Source organism: Corynebacterium sp. HMSC072G08, from assembly GCF_001809185.1.
Classification (GTDB): Bacteria; Actinomycetota; Actinomycetes; order Mycobacteriales; family Mycobacteriaceae; genus Corynebacterium; species Corynebacterium phoceense.
Genome location: NZ_KV796451.1, coordinates 1 through 15,243, shown reverse-complemented (window position 1 = coordinate 15,243; position 15,243 = coordinate 1). Strand labels below are relative to the sequence as shown.

General features: G+C 64.5%; 15 protein-coding genes and 2 tRNA genes. 15 read left to right on the top strand and 2 right to left on the bottom strand.

The features are described 5' to 3' along the window. The first annotated feature begins 213 nt into the window (after positions 1-213). From HMPREF2559_RS10055 to mgtE, 4 genes are all read left to right on the top strand, one after another. Complete coding sequence (locus HMPREF2559_RS10055) at positions 214-1,788, top strand: SLC13 family permease (protein ID WP_070540589.1); 1,575 nt, start codon at positions 214-216, stop codon at positions 1,786-1,788. A 173-nt stretch (positions 1,789-1,961) separates the two neighbouring features. After that, positions 1,962-2,034 (top strand) — tRNA-Arg (locus HMPREF2559_RS10050). A 260-nt stretch (positions 2,035-2,294) separates the two neighbouring features. Beyond that, a complete protein-coding gene (locus HMPREF2559_RS10045; RefSeq protein WP_066485986.1) occupies positions 2,295-2,483 on the top strand; it encodes a hypothetical protein in 189 nt (62 codons plus the stop codon). A 57-nt stretch (positions 2,484-2,540) separates the two neighbouring features. After that, positions 2,541-3,911 (top strand): magnesium transporter, encoded by a 1,371-nt coding sequence (gene mgtE, locus HMPREF2559_RS10040; RefSeq protein ID WP_070540591.1) that lies wholly within the window; start codon positions 2,541-2,543, stop codon positions 3,909-3,911. Positions 3,912-3,921: 10 nt separating this feature from the next. Here the strand turns inward: mgtE and HMPREF2559_RS10035 are convergent, their stop codons facing one another. Beyond that, positions 3,922-4,938 (bottom strand): prephenate dehydrogenase, encoded by a 1,017-nt coding sequence (locus HMPREF2559_RS10035; protein WP_066485998.1) that lies wholly within the window; start codon positions 4,936-4,938, stop codon positions 3,922-3,924. Positions 4,939-4,976: 38 nt separating this feature from the next. Here HMPREF2559_RS10035 and HMPREF2559_RS10030 point away from each other — a divergent pair, with 38 nt between their 5' ends. The 6 genes from HMPREF2559_RS10030 (at position 4,977) to tgt (ending at position 10,352) form a co-directional block, all read left to right on the top strand. After that, complete coding sequence (locus HMPREF2559_RS10030; RefSeq protein WP_066486001.1) at positions 4,977-5,465, top strand: tRNA adenosine deaminase-associated protein; 489 nt, start codon at positions 4,977-4,979, stop codon at positions 5,463-5,465. 73 nt (positions 5,466-5,538) lie between these two features. Further along, positions 5,539-6,000, top strand: coding sequence for a nucleoside deaminase (locus HMPREF2559_RS10025; protein ID WP_066486076.1), 462 nt, complete (start codon positions 5,539-5,541; stop codon positions 5,998-6,000). A gap of 35 nt (positions 6,001-6,035) precedes the next feature. Further along, a complete protein-coding gene (locus HMPREF2559_RS10020; protein WP_066486004.1) occupies positions 6,036-6,245 on the top strand; it encodes a CsbD family protein in 210 nt (69 codons plus the stop codon). 83 nt (positions 6,246-6,328) lie between these two features. Continuing rightward, a tRNA-Ser gene (locus tag HMPREF2559_RS10015) sits at positions 6,329-6,416 on the top strand. A gap of 88 nt (positions 6,417-6,504) precedes the next feature. Next, the gene (locus HMPREF2559_RS10010; RefSeq protein WP_066486007.1) at positions 6,505-8,904 is read left to right on the top strand and encodes an MMPL family transporter; all 2,400 of its coding nucleotides are present in this window, start codon (positions 6,505-6,507) and stop codon (positions 8,902-8,904) included. A 182-nt stretch (positions 8,905-9,086) separates the two neighbouring features. After that, positions 9,087-10,352, top strand: coding sequence for a tRNA guanosine(34) transglycosylase Tgt (gene tgt / locus HMPREF2559_RS10005; protein WP_066486088.1), 1,266 nt, complete (start codon positions 9,087-9,089; stop codon positions 10,350-10,352). 42 nt (positions 10,353-10,394) lie between these two features. Here the strand turns inward: tgt and HMPREF2559_RS10000 are convergent, their stop codons facing one another. After that, the gene (locus HMPREF2559_RS10000) at positions 10,395-11,105 is read right to left on the bottom strand and encodes a queuosine precursor transporter (protein WP_066486096.1); all 711 of its coding nucleotides are present in this window, start codon (positions 11,103-11,105) and stop codon (positions 10,395-10,397) included. Positions 11,106-11,167: 62 nt separating this feature from the next. Between HMPREF2559_RS10000 and gluQRS the strand changes: the two genes are divergently transcribed. The 5 genes from gluQRS to HMPREF2559_RS09975 all read left to right on the top strand — a co-directional run bounded on the left by gluQRS (position 11,168) and on the right by HMPREF2559_RS09975 (position 15,224). Continuing rightward, the gene (gene gluQRS / locus HMPREF2559_RS09995) at positions 11,168-12,058 is read left to right on the top strand and encodes a tRNA glutamyl-Q(34) synthetase GluQRS (RefSeq protein ID WP_066486013.1); all 891 of its coding nucleotides are present in this window, start codon (positions 11,168-11,170) and stop codon (positions 12,056-12,058) included. Positions 12,059-12,133: 75 nt separating this feature from the next. Further along, positions 12,134-13,696, top strand: a complete 1,563-nt coding sequence (locus tag HMPREF2559_RS09990; RefSeq protein WP_066486016.1) for a cation:proton antiporter — start codon at positions 12,134-12,136, stop codon at positions 13,694-13,696. Positions 13,697-13,706: 10 nt separating this feature from the next. Further along, positions 13,707-14,078: a hypothetical protein gene (locus HMPREF2559_RS09985; RefSeq protein WP_066486018.1), complete on the top strand. Its 372-nt coding sequence runs from the start codon at positions 13,707-13,709 to the stop codon at positions 14,076-14,078. Between the two features lie 33 nt (positions 14,079-14,111). Further along, on the top strand, positions 14,112-14,339 hold the full coding sequence (locus HMPREF2559_RS09980) for a hypothetical protein (RefSeq protein ID WP_141681470.1): 228 nt from the start codon (positions 14,112-14,114) through the stop codon (positions 14,337-14,339). A gap of 63 nt (positions 14,340-14,402) precedes the next feature. After that, positions 14,403-15,224, top strand: coding sequence for a Cof-type HAD-IIB family hydrolase (locus HMPREF2559_RS09975; protein WP_070540585.1), 822 nt, complete (start codon positions 14,403-14,405; stop codon positions 15,222-15,224). Positions 15,225-15,243: the final 19 nt, after the last annotated feature.

Sequence of the window (15,243 nt, the reverse complement as noted above, 5' to 3'; positions counted from 1 at the left end):
TCAATGCACTCTAAAACCGGAAGAGCCGATATGGGCGGCACCGCGACTACCTCCGAATTGGGGGCCGCAATCGCGGCTCGGCTGGCGGACTAACGGCCCGCCGTGGGGTTGACGTGGGGGTGGCACGATGTGGCCCCGACCCTAGTGCGTGGTTTATGGTAATGCGTGTCTCTCGCGGTGAACGCCGCCGTGTATCTCATTTCCAGGAGCATCATGACCACCCCGCAAACGCACCCATCGAGCGCCCATGCCGAGGGCGAAGACGACAAGCCCCTCGGCACTTTCGAATGGCGCCGTGAATTCACCGGCCTCATTGTCGGTCTTGTTCTTGCCGCACTCATTTGGTTCTTTTTCCCGTCCAACGCCGTGGAGACTGTGATGCAGTCTTCCGGAGCTGACCCGGAGGAGACCTACACGCTTGAAGGCCTGCGCGCCGTCGCCGCCGTTACCGTCCTCATGGGCGCATGGTGGATGACCGAGGCCATTCCGTTGGCCGCCACCGCCCTTATCCCGCTCGTCGTCTTCCCGCTGGCTGGCGTGGGCACGATTAAGGAAGTCGGCTCGCCGTACGCGTCCTCGACCATCTTCCTGTTCATGGGTGGCTTCCTTATCGCGCTGGCCCTCCAGCGTTGGAATGTCCACCGCCGCATGGCGCTTGCCGTTGTCAAGGTCGTTGGTACGTCGCCGAAGCGCCTCGTGCTCGGCTTCATGCTTGCCACGGGCTTCCTGTCCATGTGGGTGTCCAACACCGCGACCGCCGTGGTCATGCTGCCTATTGGCATGTCCGTCCTGACGCTTACCGCTGACACGGTCGGCGGCATGGCTAACCAGAAGAAGTTCGCGACCGCGCTCATGCTCGGCATCGCCTACGCTGCGTCCATCGGCTCCCTGGGCACGCTCATCGGTACTCCGCCGAACGCCCTGCTCGCTGGCTACATGCGTGAGTCGCATGACATCGACCTGAGCTTCGGCAAGTGGATGATCGTCGGCATGCCGATTGCCATCGTCTTCCTCTTCATCGCCTGGTTCCTGCTCGTGACCATCTTCAAGCCGGAGATGGATCGTATCCCGGGCGGCAAGGAGCTCATCAACGACGAAATCAAGGCCATGGGTCCGTGGACCGGCCCGCAGATCGCCACCGCCATCATCTTCCTGTGCGCCGCTGTCGCATGGGTTGCTCTCCCGTTCTTCCTTGATAAGGAGTCCGGCTACGACGATGCCATCGTAGGTATCGCCGCTGGCCTCATCCTCTTCATCCTGCCGGCCAACTTCAAGTCCGGCGTGCGCCTGCTTGACTGGAAGACGGCCAATGACATGCCGTGGGACGTCCTCCTCCTCTTCGGCGGCGGCCTGTCTCTGTCCGCGATGTTCAATAACTCCGGCCTGTCCCTGTGGATTGGTGAGCTGGCCAAGGGCCTGGGCTCCCTGCCCGTCATCCTGCTCATCGCCGCGATTGCCTTCTTGGTCCTCTTCCTGACGGAAATCACCTCAAATACCGCAACCGCCGCGACCTTCCTGCCGATTATGGGCGGCGTCGCCGTGGGTATTGGCCTCACGGCGAACGGCGACATCAATGTCCTCGTGCTCTGCATCCCGGTCGCACTCGCCGCCACCTGTGCGTTCATGCTCCCCGTCGCCACCCCGCCGAACGCCATTGCGTACGGCTCTGGCCACGTGAAGATTGGCGACATGATCAAGGGCGGTATTTGGCTCAACATCATCGGTACCGTGCTCATCACACTCACCGTCTACTTCATCGCCATCCCGGTCTTTGGCCTCACTGCTTAATCACTTTCTCTTTCTGCGAATGCCCCGCCTCGTGCGGGGCATTGCGTATGGTCTGACCCGGGTAAACAGCAGGTAAAAACATTGACTGGCCTGGCGATTTGTCACAATTCAAAGCCGTGGGTATAGTTATTCCTCGTTGCACAGAGAGCACCAACCGCTCGAGGCAATGGTTAGCGCCCGTAGCTCAACGGATAGAGCATCTGACTACGGATCAGAAGGTTGGGGGTTCGAATCCCTCCGGGCGCACAGTACAAACCCGCTGGCCGCAAGGCTAGCGGGTTTCTTCGTGTTCCATCCGCCCGTGCTGCAGCGTGGGGGTAGGGGCGCTTATATTTCGGGCGCGTTATCAGGAGTGTGACGCTGAAAATGAGGCTAGTGCGCCCGATAGTGCCCGCCGTGTTCAATAATGACGGGTCTTATGCTGGTGGCCCAGCGCCGTCGGGTAAAAGCATGGGGCATTAGGATAAAGCCAACAGGCGTGCCCGGCGGGCAGAAGGAGACGAGCAATGAACAAGTGGACCCCGGGCCTCATCGGTGGCGCCGTGCTGGGCGGCATTATGTGGATTGCCACGGGAACGTTCTGGTGGCTGCTTGCAGGCATAGTCGTGGGGCTGGCTGTCGTGCCGCTCGTAGGACGCGAGGACCGGCAGAAGAATTACGCGCGCAAGAAGCGTGATGATAACTTTCGTGACTAACTACTAACGCGGGGTAAGGTGAGGGCGATTAGTTCGCGGTGATAAACGGTGGTGCGCATGAATAACGAACAGCAGGTTCTCGACAACGTAGACAAGCTCGAGGTTATGCTGCGCAGCGAGGATGAACTCGACCCCGGTCAGGCACAGGAGCTCAAGACCTTGGCCACGGGTCTGCCCATTCGGGATGTCATCGCCATTGTGGAGCGTTGCAATGCGGTGCGCGCGGCGCTGGTACTGCGCCTGCTGCCGCGGCGCAAAGCCATCGAGGTATTCGACGCCATGGACTTCGCCCAGCAGGCGGACGTTATCGATGAGTTGGGCAACGCCGAGGTCTTCGAGTACTTCGATGCACTTGAGCCCGAGGACCGCGTGGCGCTGCTCGATGAGCTGCCCGTGGAAATTGCGGACCGCCTGTTGCGCTCGCTTAATAAACCGGACCGTGACATTACGGGCGTGGTGTTGGGCTATGAGAAGGGCTCAGTGGGCCGCCGCATGTCGCCGGAGGTGCCCACGCTGCATCCGGAGATGACTGCGGCTGCAGCGCTGGCGCAACTTAAAGAGACCGCGCAGGACTTGGAGACGATCTACACGCTGCCCATCGTGGAGGCGGACCGCCGGCTGGTGGGCGTGGTGAGTTTCCGTGAAGTATTCCAGGCGCCGGATACAACCCCGCTAGGTGAGCTCATGCGGGAGGCAGTGTTTGCGATGGCCACGGATGATGCGGAGGAGGTCGCGCGTTGGTTCCTGCCGCTGGACTTCCTGGCGCTGCCCATCGTGGATGCCTCGGGGCGCCTGGTGGGACTGCTCGCCTGGGATGACGCTATGGATATCCAGGAAGAAGCAGATAACGAGGACACCGCGCGTGCGGGTGGTACGAATCCACTGCATCAACCGTATCTGTCTACGCCGCTCATGAAGCTGGTGAAGTCGCGCATTGTCTGGCTGCTGGTGTTGGCGGTCTCCGCGCTGCTCACCGTGCAGGTGCTGGCCATGTTTGAGGAAGCACTTGCAGCCGCGGTGGTGCTGTCCTTGTTTATTCCGCTGCTCACCGGCACCGGCGGCAATACGGGCAATCAGGCTGCCACCACGGTGACGCGAGCTCTCGCGATGGGCGATGTGCGCGACCGTGACTTGTGGGGCGTGTTGTGGCGCGAGTTGCGTATTGGCATGGTGCTTGGCGCCGTGCTGGGCACTGTGGGCTTTATCCTTGCGACCCTGGTCTATGACGTGAAGATCGGCACGGTCATCGGAACCACGCTGTTCTTGGTGTGCACGATGTCTGCCTCCGTGGGCGGACTCATGCCGCTGGTCGCGAAGAAGGTGGGAGCGGACCCAGCAGTCTTCTCCAACCCGTTTATCTCGACTTTCTGCGACGCGACCGGCCTTATTATTTACTTCCTCATTGCCAAGTCCGTGTTGGGAATCTAACGCCAGGGAGCTAGAAGACCTCGATACGTCCACCCATGGACTCGGCCTGACGCAGCTGGGAGACCCAGCCGTGGGAGCCGGGGGACAGGCGCAGGACGGGGCGGGAAGAAATCTTCACGGGGGAGACGGACTCCTTGCGGGCGCCGGTGCGCGCTTCGAGGCGGGTGCGGGCGGCATAGCCAGCCTCCGCGAGGTCCGCGATGGTGGGGTTGTCCGAGGCCAGCGCGTCGCGCGCGGCGGTGACGTAGTTCAGGAACTCGTCGAGCGCCTTGACCACGGCCGCGGAGTTGGTCTCACACATCTGCTGCACGAGCTCCGGTCGGGTGCCCGCCACGCGGGTGGCGTCCTTGAAGGAGCCGGCAGCCAGCGACTGGGAGAGGATTCCGCCGTGGTCGCCGACGACGGCGAGGGACTCGGCGATGACGTGCGGCAAGTGGCTCACGCGCGCGACGGCTTCGTCATGCGGGGCGACCCGCACCGGCATGGCCTCGGCCTTGGCCATGGCGGCGAGGCGCACGACGTCGGCGAAGAGGTCGATCCAGGACTGAGGCAGCTTCTCCACCTCCAGGGCGTAGTCATAGGTCACGGCCCACGCCGCACCGGCGAAGAGACCGCGCTGCGAGTTATCCCAGCCGGACTGGGAGGTGCCGGCCATGGGGTGGCCGCCCACGTAACGGGACTCGAGGCCGCGTTCCTTGACCAGATCGTAGACCTGGGTCTTCACGGACACGACGTCCGTGATGCCGCACGTAGGGGCGTGCTCCACGATGGCGTCGAGGACGGAGGCGACGGCCTCGAAAGGCACGGCGAGGACGATGAGTGCGCCTTTTTTCTCTGCGCGGGCGAGAACGCCGGGCAGGTCATTGGTGACGTCAAAGCCCTGCTTAGCGGCGCGGCGGGCGCCGGAGGTGGAGTGGTTATAGCCGAATACGGCATGTTCGCGTGCGGTCAGATCGCGCAGCAGCGAGCCGCCGATGAGGCCGAGGCCAATAATGCAGACAGGGCGGGAGACGGTATAAGGATTCACATGACAATCATGGCACAACCCGACTAACCTGACGAGGTATGAGTCAGGATGAATTGCTCTCCTTCGCCGTGACGGTCGCGCGCAGCGAGGGTGCCTGGGTTGTCCGTTCCTTCGCGGATGATTTTGAAGACCCCCAGACGTCCATCGCCGCAGTGCGTGCGCTGCGCAGCGAGGGCGCAGCGTTTGCGCTGCTGTGCGTCGACGATGACTACTTCGTCATCGTCCGCCCGGTTCCGGGCGATGTGCGCATGTTGCTTTCCGATGCCACCATGGCCGTCGATGATGATTTCGCGGCAGGTTTCCTGGAGTTGCGCGACCTTGAGATCCCCGATATTGCCCCGGAAGACCTCGATGACGCGGACCCCTTCGGCGACGGCGACTTCGACATCCTGGCCGACCTCGGCATGGACGAGTATCAAATCGAGGCCATCATCGACAATGACGAGGACTATCCCTCGGACATGCTGCTGCGCATCGCGGGCGAGCTGGGCTTCGGCGACGAGCTGGAAGATGCCCTCGATCTCTAGCACCCCCGCCGCGCCCGACCAGCCCGAGCGCGTCCTGCCCCGCGAATCCGGTCTCGCCCGCGCCGAGGAACGCATGCGCCGTGCCCTCGCGGTCGCGCGCACTACTCCCGCCGGTGACGTGCCCGTCGGCGCGGTTATCTACGGCCCCGACGGCCGCGAGCTTGCCACCGGCGTTAACCGCCGCGAGCAGCGCCAGGACCCCACCGCCCACGCGGAGGTCGAAGCCATCCGCGCTGCCACGGCTGGCGCTGCGGCGAAAAGCAATGATGGATGGCGGCTCACCGATTGCGAGCTCGTCGTCACCCTCGAGCCCTGCGCCATGTGCGCTGGCGCCCTCGTCGGTGCGCGCGTCGGCTCCATTGTCTTCGGCGCGTGGGAACCACGCACCGGCGCCTGCGGCTCCCTCCTCGAGGTTCCTCGCGCCCCGGGTGCCCTACACGTCCCACAGGTCCGCGGCGGCGTCCTCGAGGACGAATGCGCCGAGCTGCTGCGCGGCTTCTTCGGCGACCTGCGCTCAATCGTTACGTCGTTGTAACCCACACAGCTGTGTCACGCCGTTAGGGTGGGGATATGAGCGATTTTGAGAACAAGAAAGACGAAGTACTCGGTTCTGCCAAGGAGAAGTTTGGTCAGGCCACGGATAATGAATCCCTCGAGAACGAGGGTAAGGCGGACCAGGCCAAGGCAGGCGTCAAGCAGAAGTTTGAGGACGCCAAGGACGCCGTAAAGGAAAAGGTCGATGACTCCATCGCCGCTGTGAAGGACGCTACAGAAGACTAAACCGCAACCACACCGCAGTGACGGACGCGCCCGCGGGGCTAGTGATTTTGTTCGGGCCCTAGGTCTGCTTTAAGCTGTTTCGCGGTGGCGTGTCCGAGCGGCCGAAGGTGCTCGCCTCGAAAGCGAGTGTTGGGTAATCCCCAACCGCGGGTTCAAATCCCGCCGCCACCGCACTGAGCCCCAACCTGTTTATGCAGGTTGGGGCTTTATCTTTTGTGTCGGCTACACTTGGGTGAGTTTTCAACCGAGAGAGGACGACATGGCTAAGTTCCTGTACCGCGTGGGACGCTGGTCTTTCCTGAACAAGTGGAAGGTCATTATCGCGTGGCTCATCCTGGTCGCTGCTGCGGCCGGCGCGATGGCCACACTCATGAAGCCGATGACGAGCGAGTATTCCATTTCGAATACCCCGGCCATCGACGCCACCCACCGCGCGTCTGAACTCTTCCCCGAAGCGGGCAACCTCGCCAACGCGCCGAGCGTCAACCTTGTGTTCCAGGCGCCCGAGGGCGAGAAGCTTTCGGATCCGGAAAATATGGCTGCGATCCAAGACGTCGTCGACTACATCAAGGACAACCTCGGCGTCGAGGGCCAGCGCTTCGGCAACCCGCTTGAGGTCTCGCCACAACTTCAGCAGAGCGTTATTGACCAGTTCACGTCCATGGGCCTGCCCGAGGAGACCGCGCGCGCGGACGCGGATAACCTCGCGATGGTCAACGAGGACGAGACCATCGCGTACACGACCTTCGACTTCGACGCGGACTCCGCGAACTCCGTGAAGCAGGAGGATAAGGACGTCGTTACCGCTGCGATGGAACTCGGCCGCGAGCAGGGGCTCACCGTCGAGGGCGGCGGCGCTGGCTTCGGCGACGCCATCGCCGTCGAAGAAATGTCCGAGATCATCGGTCTCGCCGTCGCGTTCATCGTTCTGGTCTTCACCTTCGGCTCGCTCGTCGCTGCGGGCATGCCGCTCATCACCGCCGTCGTGGGCGTGGGCCTGGGCGCTATGGGTGTCATGATTGCCACCCACTGGGTCACCCTCAACTCCATTACCCCGGTCCTCGCCCTCATGATCGGCCTGGCCGTGGGCGTGGACTACTCGCTGTTTATTATCTCCCGCTACCGGCAGGAGCGCGCCCGCATGGAGCCTGCCGATGCCGCCGGTATGGCCGTCGGCACTGCCGGCTCCTCCGTGGTCTTCGCTGGCGCCACAGTGTTCACTGCGCTCTTCGCGCTGCTCGTTGCCAACATCGGCTTCCTCACCGCCATGGGCCTGTCGGCTGCGGGCACCGTGGCCGTCGCGGTGCTCGTCTCGCTCACGCTTGTCCCGGCGCTACTCGGCCTGTTCGGGAAGAAGGCCTTCGCCGGTCGCATCCCGGGCATCGCCGGTAACCCCACGCGTCGCGGCAGGGTCCGCCACGGCGAGACCATGGGCAGCCGTTGGGTGCGCTTCGTCCAGCGCATGCCGGGCCTCGTCATGGCCGTCGTGGTCCTCGGCCTCGGCGCGCTCACCACGCCGGTGCTCCACATGCAGCTCGCGCTGCCCACCGACACGACCTCGGACCCAGACACGACGCAGCGCAAGGCGGCCGACCTTATGGCCGAAGGCTTCGGCCCCGGCATCAACGGCCCCTTCCTCGTCATCGTTAACGGTCAGGACGCCAACCCGGATTCCGCGGCGCTCGCCCCGTACATGGCGGCGCAGGCCGAAGGCACGGATCAGGACAAGGCGACGCTGAGCTCCTTCCTCTACACCGCCTCGCAGCTCAACCAGGTGGGCGGCGTGAAGCACGCGCAGCTCGTGGGCCTCAACGGCGAAGGCACCGCCGCGCAGGTCATGGTCACGCCCGAGACCTCGCCGTCTGACGCGCGTACCGAAGGCACGGCCCAGGCCCTGCGCACCGCCACCGAGGAAATCGCGGACTCCACTGGCGCCGACATCGGCATGACCGGCCTTACCGCCGTCCAGCTCGACATCACCGAGCGCCTCCAAGCCGCCATGCTGCCGTACCTGACCATCGTCGTCGGCCTCGCCATTCTCCTGCTGCTCGTGGTCTTCCGTTCGCTACTCGTTCCGCTCGTCGCCGGCCTGGGCTTCCTGCTCTCCGTCGGCGCGGCCTTCGGCGTCACGGTCCTCGTCTGGCAGGACGGGCTCACCGGCCTCGTCCCTGCGCCGGGCCCGCTCATCTCGTTTATGCCGATCTTCCTCATCGGCGTGACCTTCGGCTTGGCGATGGACTATCAGGTCTTCATCGTCACCCGCATGCGCGAGCACTTCATCCGCAATCCCCGCGGCTCGCAGGCCTTCCACGGGAAATACAACGCCGTTGAGGAATCGACCATCGTGGGCTTCGCCCAGGGCGCCCGCGTCGTCACCGCCGCTGCCATCATCATGATCGCCGTCTTCGTGGCGTTCATTGGCCAGCCGCTGCCGTTCATCAAAATCTTCGGCTTCGCGCTCGCCGCCGGCGTCCTCTTCGACGCGTTCTGCATTCGCATGGCGCTCGTGCCCGCAACGATGTTCCTCACCGGCCGCGCCACGTGGTGGATCCCGCGCTGGCTCGACAAGATCCTGCCCACCCTCGACATCGAGGGCACCAAGCTCGAGGAAGAGTGGGAAGCCCGCCACGCCGCAGAGCCTGTAGACACGAGCCACTAGTGCGAGGTGGTGCATTCAAGGGAAACCTGTCTTAGTATGGACCTTGTATTCCTCCTCGCATTGAGGTCTTCCGTTCAGCGGAAAGGCCGCGAGGGGGTCTTTTGTTTGCTAAGAAGCCCTGGAGCCCAGTGTTGTTGTACCGCGGGCAGCTCCTCGCGCGGGCGACCGGTACGCTGGTTCTCATGACAAAACCACTTCTGGATACCGACTTAAGCTTCGACGTGCACACGCGCCTGCCCGAAGGCACCGGCAAGCACGGCCGCACCGGCGTGATTCATACCCCGCACGGCGATATCCAGACCCCGGCGTTTATCCCGGTGGCGACGAAAGCGACGGTCAAGACGCTGACCCCGGAGCAGATCCGTCAGACGGGCGCGCAGGCCATCCTCTCCAACGCGTATCACCTCTACCTGCAGCCGGGCCACGACATCGTGGACGAGGCAGGTGGCGTCGCGGAGTTCGAGAACTGGCACGGCCCCACGTACACGGACTCGGGCGGATTCCAGGTCATGTCGCTGGGCGTCGGCTTTAAGAAGGTCCTCGCCATGGACGTCGCGAACCTTACTGAGGGCGATATCCGCGCGGCGAAGAAGGAGCGCATGGCGCAGGTCGACGAGGACGGCGTGGACTTCAAGTCCATCATTGACGGCTCGAAGCACCGCTTCACGCCGGAGGTCTCCATGCAGATTCAGCACTCCCTGGGCGCGGACATCATGTTTGCCTTTGATGAGCTCACCACGCTCGTCGACACTCGTCAGTACCAGGAGGAATCCGTCGCGCGCACGCACCGCTGGGCCAAACGCTGCCTCGACGAGCATGACCGACTCACCAACGCGCGCGCCGGAAAGCCCCGCCAGTCCCTGTGGGGCGTGGTCCAGGGCGCGCAGTACGAGGACCTTCGCCGCCAGGCCACCCGTGGCCTCGTGCAGCTTTCCGATGCCGCCGTCGCCGCCGGCATGCGCGGATTCGGCGGGTTCGGCATCGGCGGAGCGTTGGAGAAGGAAAACCTGGGCACCATCGTGGGCTGGGTCTGCGACGAGCTGCCGGAGGACAAGCCGCGCCACCTGCTCGGCATCTCTGAGCCGGACGATCTTTTCACCGCCATCGAGGCCGGCGCCGATACCTTCGACTGTGTTGCGCCCACGCGCTTGGGCCGCCGCGGCGGCGTGTACACGCTCGACGGCCGCCTCAACCTCATGGGCGCCAAGTTTAAGCGCGACTTTAAGGGAATCGACGAGGAGTTCGGCGGCTACGTCTCGGAGAACTACTCGCGCGCATACATCCACCACTTGCTTAAGGCTCACGAGTTCCTCGCGGGCACGCTGTGCACCATGCACAACCTGGAGTTCATGATTCGCCTCGTCGACAATATCCGGGCCTCCATCGACGGCGGCTACTACGAGGCCTTCCGCGACGAGTTCATGGGCCGTTACTACGCGAAAAAGTAGTAAAGCCCCTGGCGGGAAGCCAGGAGCAAGGGACGCGGGAGATTAGGCGGCACGGTCAAGCGGCACGTAATCCTCGCGCTTCTTCACCCACTTGATGACCTGCGTCGTGATGGGCAGCATGACCACCTCGCAGGCGGTCTTCCACAGGAAGCCCACGATGACGTAGTTGAGGAACCCGCCAACGGTAGCGACGCCGATGACGGGCGCGGCGATGGCGCAGAAGATGACCGTGTCGCCCAGCTCGCCCACGACGGTGGACGCGATAAGGCGGCTAATGAGGCCCTTCTCGCCGGAGCGGGCCTTCATGCGCACGAGCGTGAACGAGTTGAGCAGCTGGCCCACGACGTAGCCGGCAAGCGAGGCGCCGAGGATCTGCGGCATGAGTCCGAGCGTGGCGGCGAAGGCCTCCTGGCCCTCATAGAAATCTGCGGCCGGCAGCCAGATCGCGATGTAGAAGGCGATGGCTGCGAGGATCGCCATCGCGAAGCCGATGGCCACGGCGCGCCGGGTGGACTTGAAGCCGTAGCACTCGGAGAGCACGTCGCCCACGATGTAGGCGAGCGGGAAGAGGAAGAACGCGCCGTCCGTGATGAGCGGGCCGAGCTGTACGCCCTTCGTGGCGTTGATATTCGAGATGAGGAATGTGACGACGAAGAGCGTGACCAGCCACGGATACAGCGTGGACTGTACCGGGATGAATCGGATGCTCTCGCCACGTGAATCCGTGGTTGCGGTTGCCGATTGAGTTGTCATGAGCATCAACTATGCCGCATGCGCGCGGTCTGCGCGAAACGCGCGCGATAGACTGGGCAGCTATGACACCAGCCGGACGTTATGCCCCTAGCCCCAGCGGCGACCTGCACTTTGGCAACCTGCGCACCGCGCTCATCGCGTGGCTCGCGGCGCGGGGCTCGGGGCGGCGCTTCGTGCTGCGCGTCGAGGACGTGGACACGCAGCGCTCTTCGGCGGAGTCCGCGCAGCGCCAGCTCGAGGATCTCGCGACGCTGGGCTTGGACTGGGATGAGGTGCTCTACCAGCACGATCGGGACGCGGCCTACGAGGCGGCGCTCGAGACGCTGCCGTACTACGAGTGCTACTGTTCGCGCAAGGATATCCAGGAGGCCTCCCGCGCGCCGCATGCCATCCCGGGCCAGTACCCGGGGACATGCCGTGAGCTTTCGCGTGCCGCCCGTGCCTCCAAGCGCGCCGAGCTCGCCGCCCAAGGCCGGGTCCCGGCGTTGCGCCTGCGCGCGGAGGTCTCCGAGTTCACCGTGCACGACGCGCTGCACGGCGACTACACCGGCGAGGTGGATGACTTCATCCTGCGGCGCGGGGGCCAGGCGCCGGACTGGGCGTACAACCTGGCCGTCGTTGTCGATGACGGATTCCAGGGCGTGGACCAGGTTGTGCGCGGCGACGACCTACTTACTTCGGCGCCGCGGCAGGCGTACCTCGCGACGCTCCTGGGATTACACGTGCCCGAGTACATCCACGTGCCGCTCGTGCTCAACGCGGAGGGCAAGCGCCTGGCTAAGCGCGACGGGGCAGTGACGCTGCGCGAGCTGCTCGAGACCCGCAGCGTGGGCGACGTCGTGGAAGCGATGGCCGCAGGCCTGGGCTACGAGGGCGTGCGCTCCGCAGATGAGTTCCTCGAGGTCTTCGAACTCGGGCGGTTGGGCACGGAACCCAGCGTTTTCGAAGGATAATCTCGACCGCATGACAGTAGGGCGGCCTACACTGGTTTGAGTTGTTTCTTGAACTTGAAAACTGGGGAGTGTCGCGTGGAAGTCCTGTTGATCTTGGTCGCCTTGATGCTGCTGACGGTGGTTGTCGCCGCTGTCGGCGACAAGATCGGACTGCCCTGGCCGGTGCTGCTCACCATCCTCGCGACCGTCGCCGCGCTTGTGCCGAGCATACCCACCGATCTGGAGATCCCCGCCGAGCTCATCCTGCCCATCTTCCTGCCGCCGCTGCTGTGGTCGCTCGCGCGCCGCACGTCCTGGGGTGTCATCCGCGAGCAGTGGATGACCATCGCGTTGCTGTCCGTCGCGCTTGTGGTCGTCACCACCTTCACGGTGGGCTTTACCGCATACGCGCTGCTGCCGGGAATTGGCATCGCCGGCGCCATCCTCATCGGCGCGGCCATCGCCCCGCCTGACCCCGTGGCCGTCGACGCCGTCGCCGAGCCCGTCGGCATCCCGCGTCGTATTATCTCCGCCCTGCAGACCGAGGGCCTGTTCAACGACGCCGCGTCCATCGTCGCCTTCCACCTCGCGCTCGCCGCGGTCACGGCGCAGGGCGAGCTTTCTTTCGCAGAGGGCCTGGGGAACTTTGCCTACTCGGCGGTGGTGGCGACGGCGCTGGGATGGGGCATCGGCAGGCTCGCAGCCTGGTTTATTCGCGGCGTCCACGACTCGACAACCCGCAACGCACTGACCTGGGTTATTCCTTTCGCGACCTATATCGCAGCGGAGGAACTCGGCGCCTCCGGCGTCATCGCCGTGGTCATCGCGGCCATCGAGCTGCACTCGCGCGCGCCGATTCATGCGGAGGACCGCCTCTCCGGCCAGGGCTTCTGGGAGACGGTGGAGATGCTCTTTACCGGCGTCGCCTTCGGCCTCATCGGCCTGTCAGCCAATAACGCCATCAGCGCGGTGGGTGCGGATATCCTCCATTCCATCCTCGTGGGCGTCATCCTCTCCCTCGTGGCGTTTGCCGTGCGCGGGGTGTGGATGTACCTGTTTTACCTCATTAATCGCCGCTCGGGCCGCCCGCACCTGGCACCCCTGCGCCTCCAGGAGGTCCTGCTCATGACGTGGTCCGGCATGCGCGGACTCGTCACCCTGGCGCTGGTCCTCTCCGTGCCCTCCGGCGCATTCCCGTTCCACCACGAGCTCGCCGTCATCGCGCTCACCGTCCTCCTCGTGACCATGGTGATTCCCGGCCTGCTCCTGCCGTGGCTCATGCGCCAGCTGGATCTCACGACCACGGCCGAGGCCGCACACGACAAGATGCGCACCGCGATTACCGAGCGCGCCCGCAAGGCCGCCCTCTCCGCCTTGCGCCGCCACTACGCGGACGCCGACCCCGAGATCGCCGCCACCATCGACGACTGGTTCACCGACCGCCTGGGCGATGAGCTCGACGACGAGCAGAACCCCGACACCCGAGCCTGGAAGATCGAGAAGGCCCGCGAGAAGGCCACCGAGGCCCAACGCGTCGCCTACACCGCTGCCCAACAGGCCCTCGTGCGTATGCGCGGCGAGCGCGGCCTCAACCCACACATCGTGGACGAGGTCTTGGTCGAGGTCGACCGTATGGTTCTCGTGGCGGAGCACCGCTAGGCTGGCTTTCATGGATGCGCCTTCCGATGCCGCCGCTGCCGCCTTCGAGTACGCCGGGGCCGACGCCGCGATGGACTACCTTTACGACTTCTTTGACGCGGACCTCGCCGATCGCGTGCGCGCGGACCGCGCGCTCGTGCCCGAGGGCATGGAAGACCTGCTTGCCGCGCACTCGCTGGAAGACTACGTGTGGCTGTGGCTTAAGGACACCGGCCCCAATAGCTTCTGGCAGTTCCTCCTCGACGGCGCCGCGGACGAGGACTATCAGATTGAGGATGCCCGCTGGGCGCTGGGCATGAGGCTGAAAGAATGGGCGATGGATTCGCCGCCGCACATCGCGTGGTTCAAGGAAGACGGTTCTGAGCTCCCCGTGATCGCCTAGCCGCCGGGCTGGCGCTTATCCGACACGCAGATCATGGATGTTGAAAAGCGCACCATGGGCGCAAGCATGAGCACCGGCACGTACGTCGAGCCCGACTGTACCTTCGACGTCACCCTCCACCGCTCCAATCCCAACACCACGCGTGTCTGGGCTGAGGGCGCACCCGTGTACGGCGACGACGGGCGGATTGTGGGCATCATTGTCGGCCCGGCTGATAATGGCGGGGATAGTGCGGTGACGCCGTTGGGTCGGTTGGGATAGCCCGGTCCTGTTTCCTTCCTGAAACAGGACCGGACTTTCCGCGTTTTCCGTAGCCTCGGAACCATGATTATCTTCCTCGACGTCGATGGAACCTTGGTCAACTACTCCAACGAAATTCCCCCGTCGGCCGCGGCGGCCGTGCGTGCCGCCCGTGCGAATGGGCACGCCGTGCTGCTCAACACGGGTCGCTCACGCGCGGAGATTCCGCAGTTCCTGTGGGACTTGGGCGTGGACGGCCTCGTGGGCGCGAATGGTGGCTACGTGGAGCTCAACGGGACGGAAATCTACCGGCATTCACTCAGCGCGCAGCAGACCGCAGAAATTGTGGATTGGCTCACCGCGCGTGGCTGCGAGTTCTACCTCGAGTGCAACGCGGGGCTCTTTGCCAGCCCGGGCTTCGAGGAGGCCGCACAGGGGCCCATGGCCGCGTATCAGGCAGCCAAAGGGCGTGAGCCGGTGCCCGTCACCGTTGCCTTCCACGGCATGGTCTTCGGCGAGCAGCTCGCGCGTCTTCAGGCGCGCGACGACGTCAATAAGATCAGCTACATCCTGGGCAGCTACGCGGACTTCGAGGAGACCGCGCAGCGCTTCCCTGAGCTGGAGAATCACACGTGGGGCGGCGCCGGCGCCACCGCTCTTTTTGGCGACCTCGCGCCGGCGGGCGTGAGCAAGCAATCTGCCGTCGCCGCCGTGCTGGACCATCTGCATGCTCAGCCTTCCGATGCCGCCGCCTTCGGCGACGCCGCCATCGACCTCACCATGTTCGCCGCGTGCGGCACCTCCGTCGCCATGGGCAACGCCCCAGCAGACGTCCAGGCTGCCGCCACGATGGTCACCGACGACGTCGACGAGGATGGCTTGGCTCACGCCTTCGGGGCTAAGTAGCAGAAAGCGTGTCTGATTC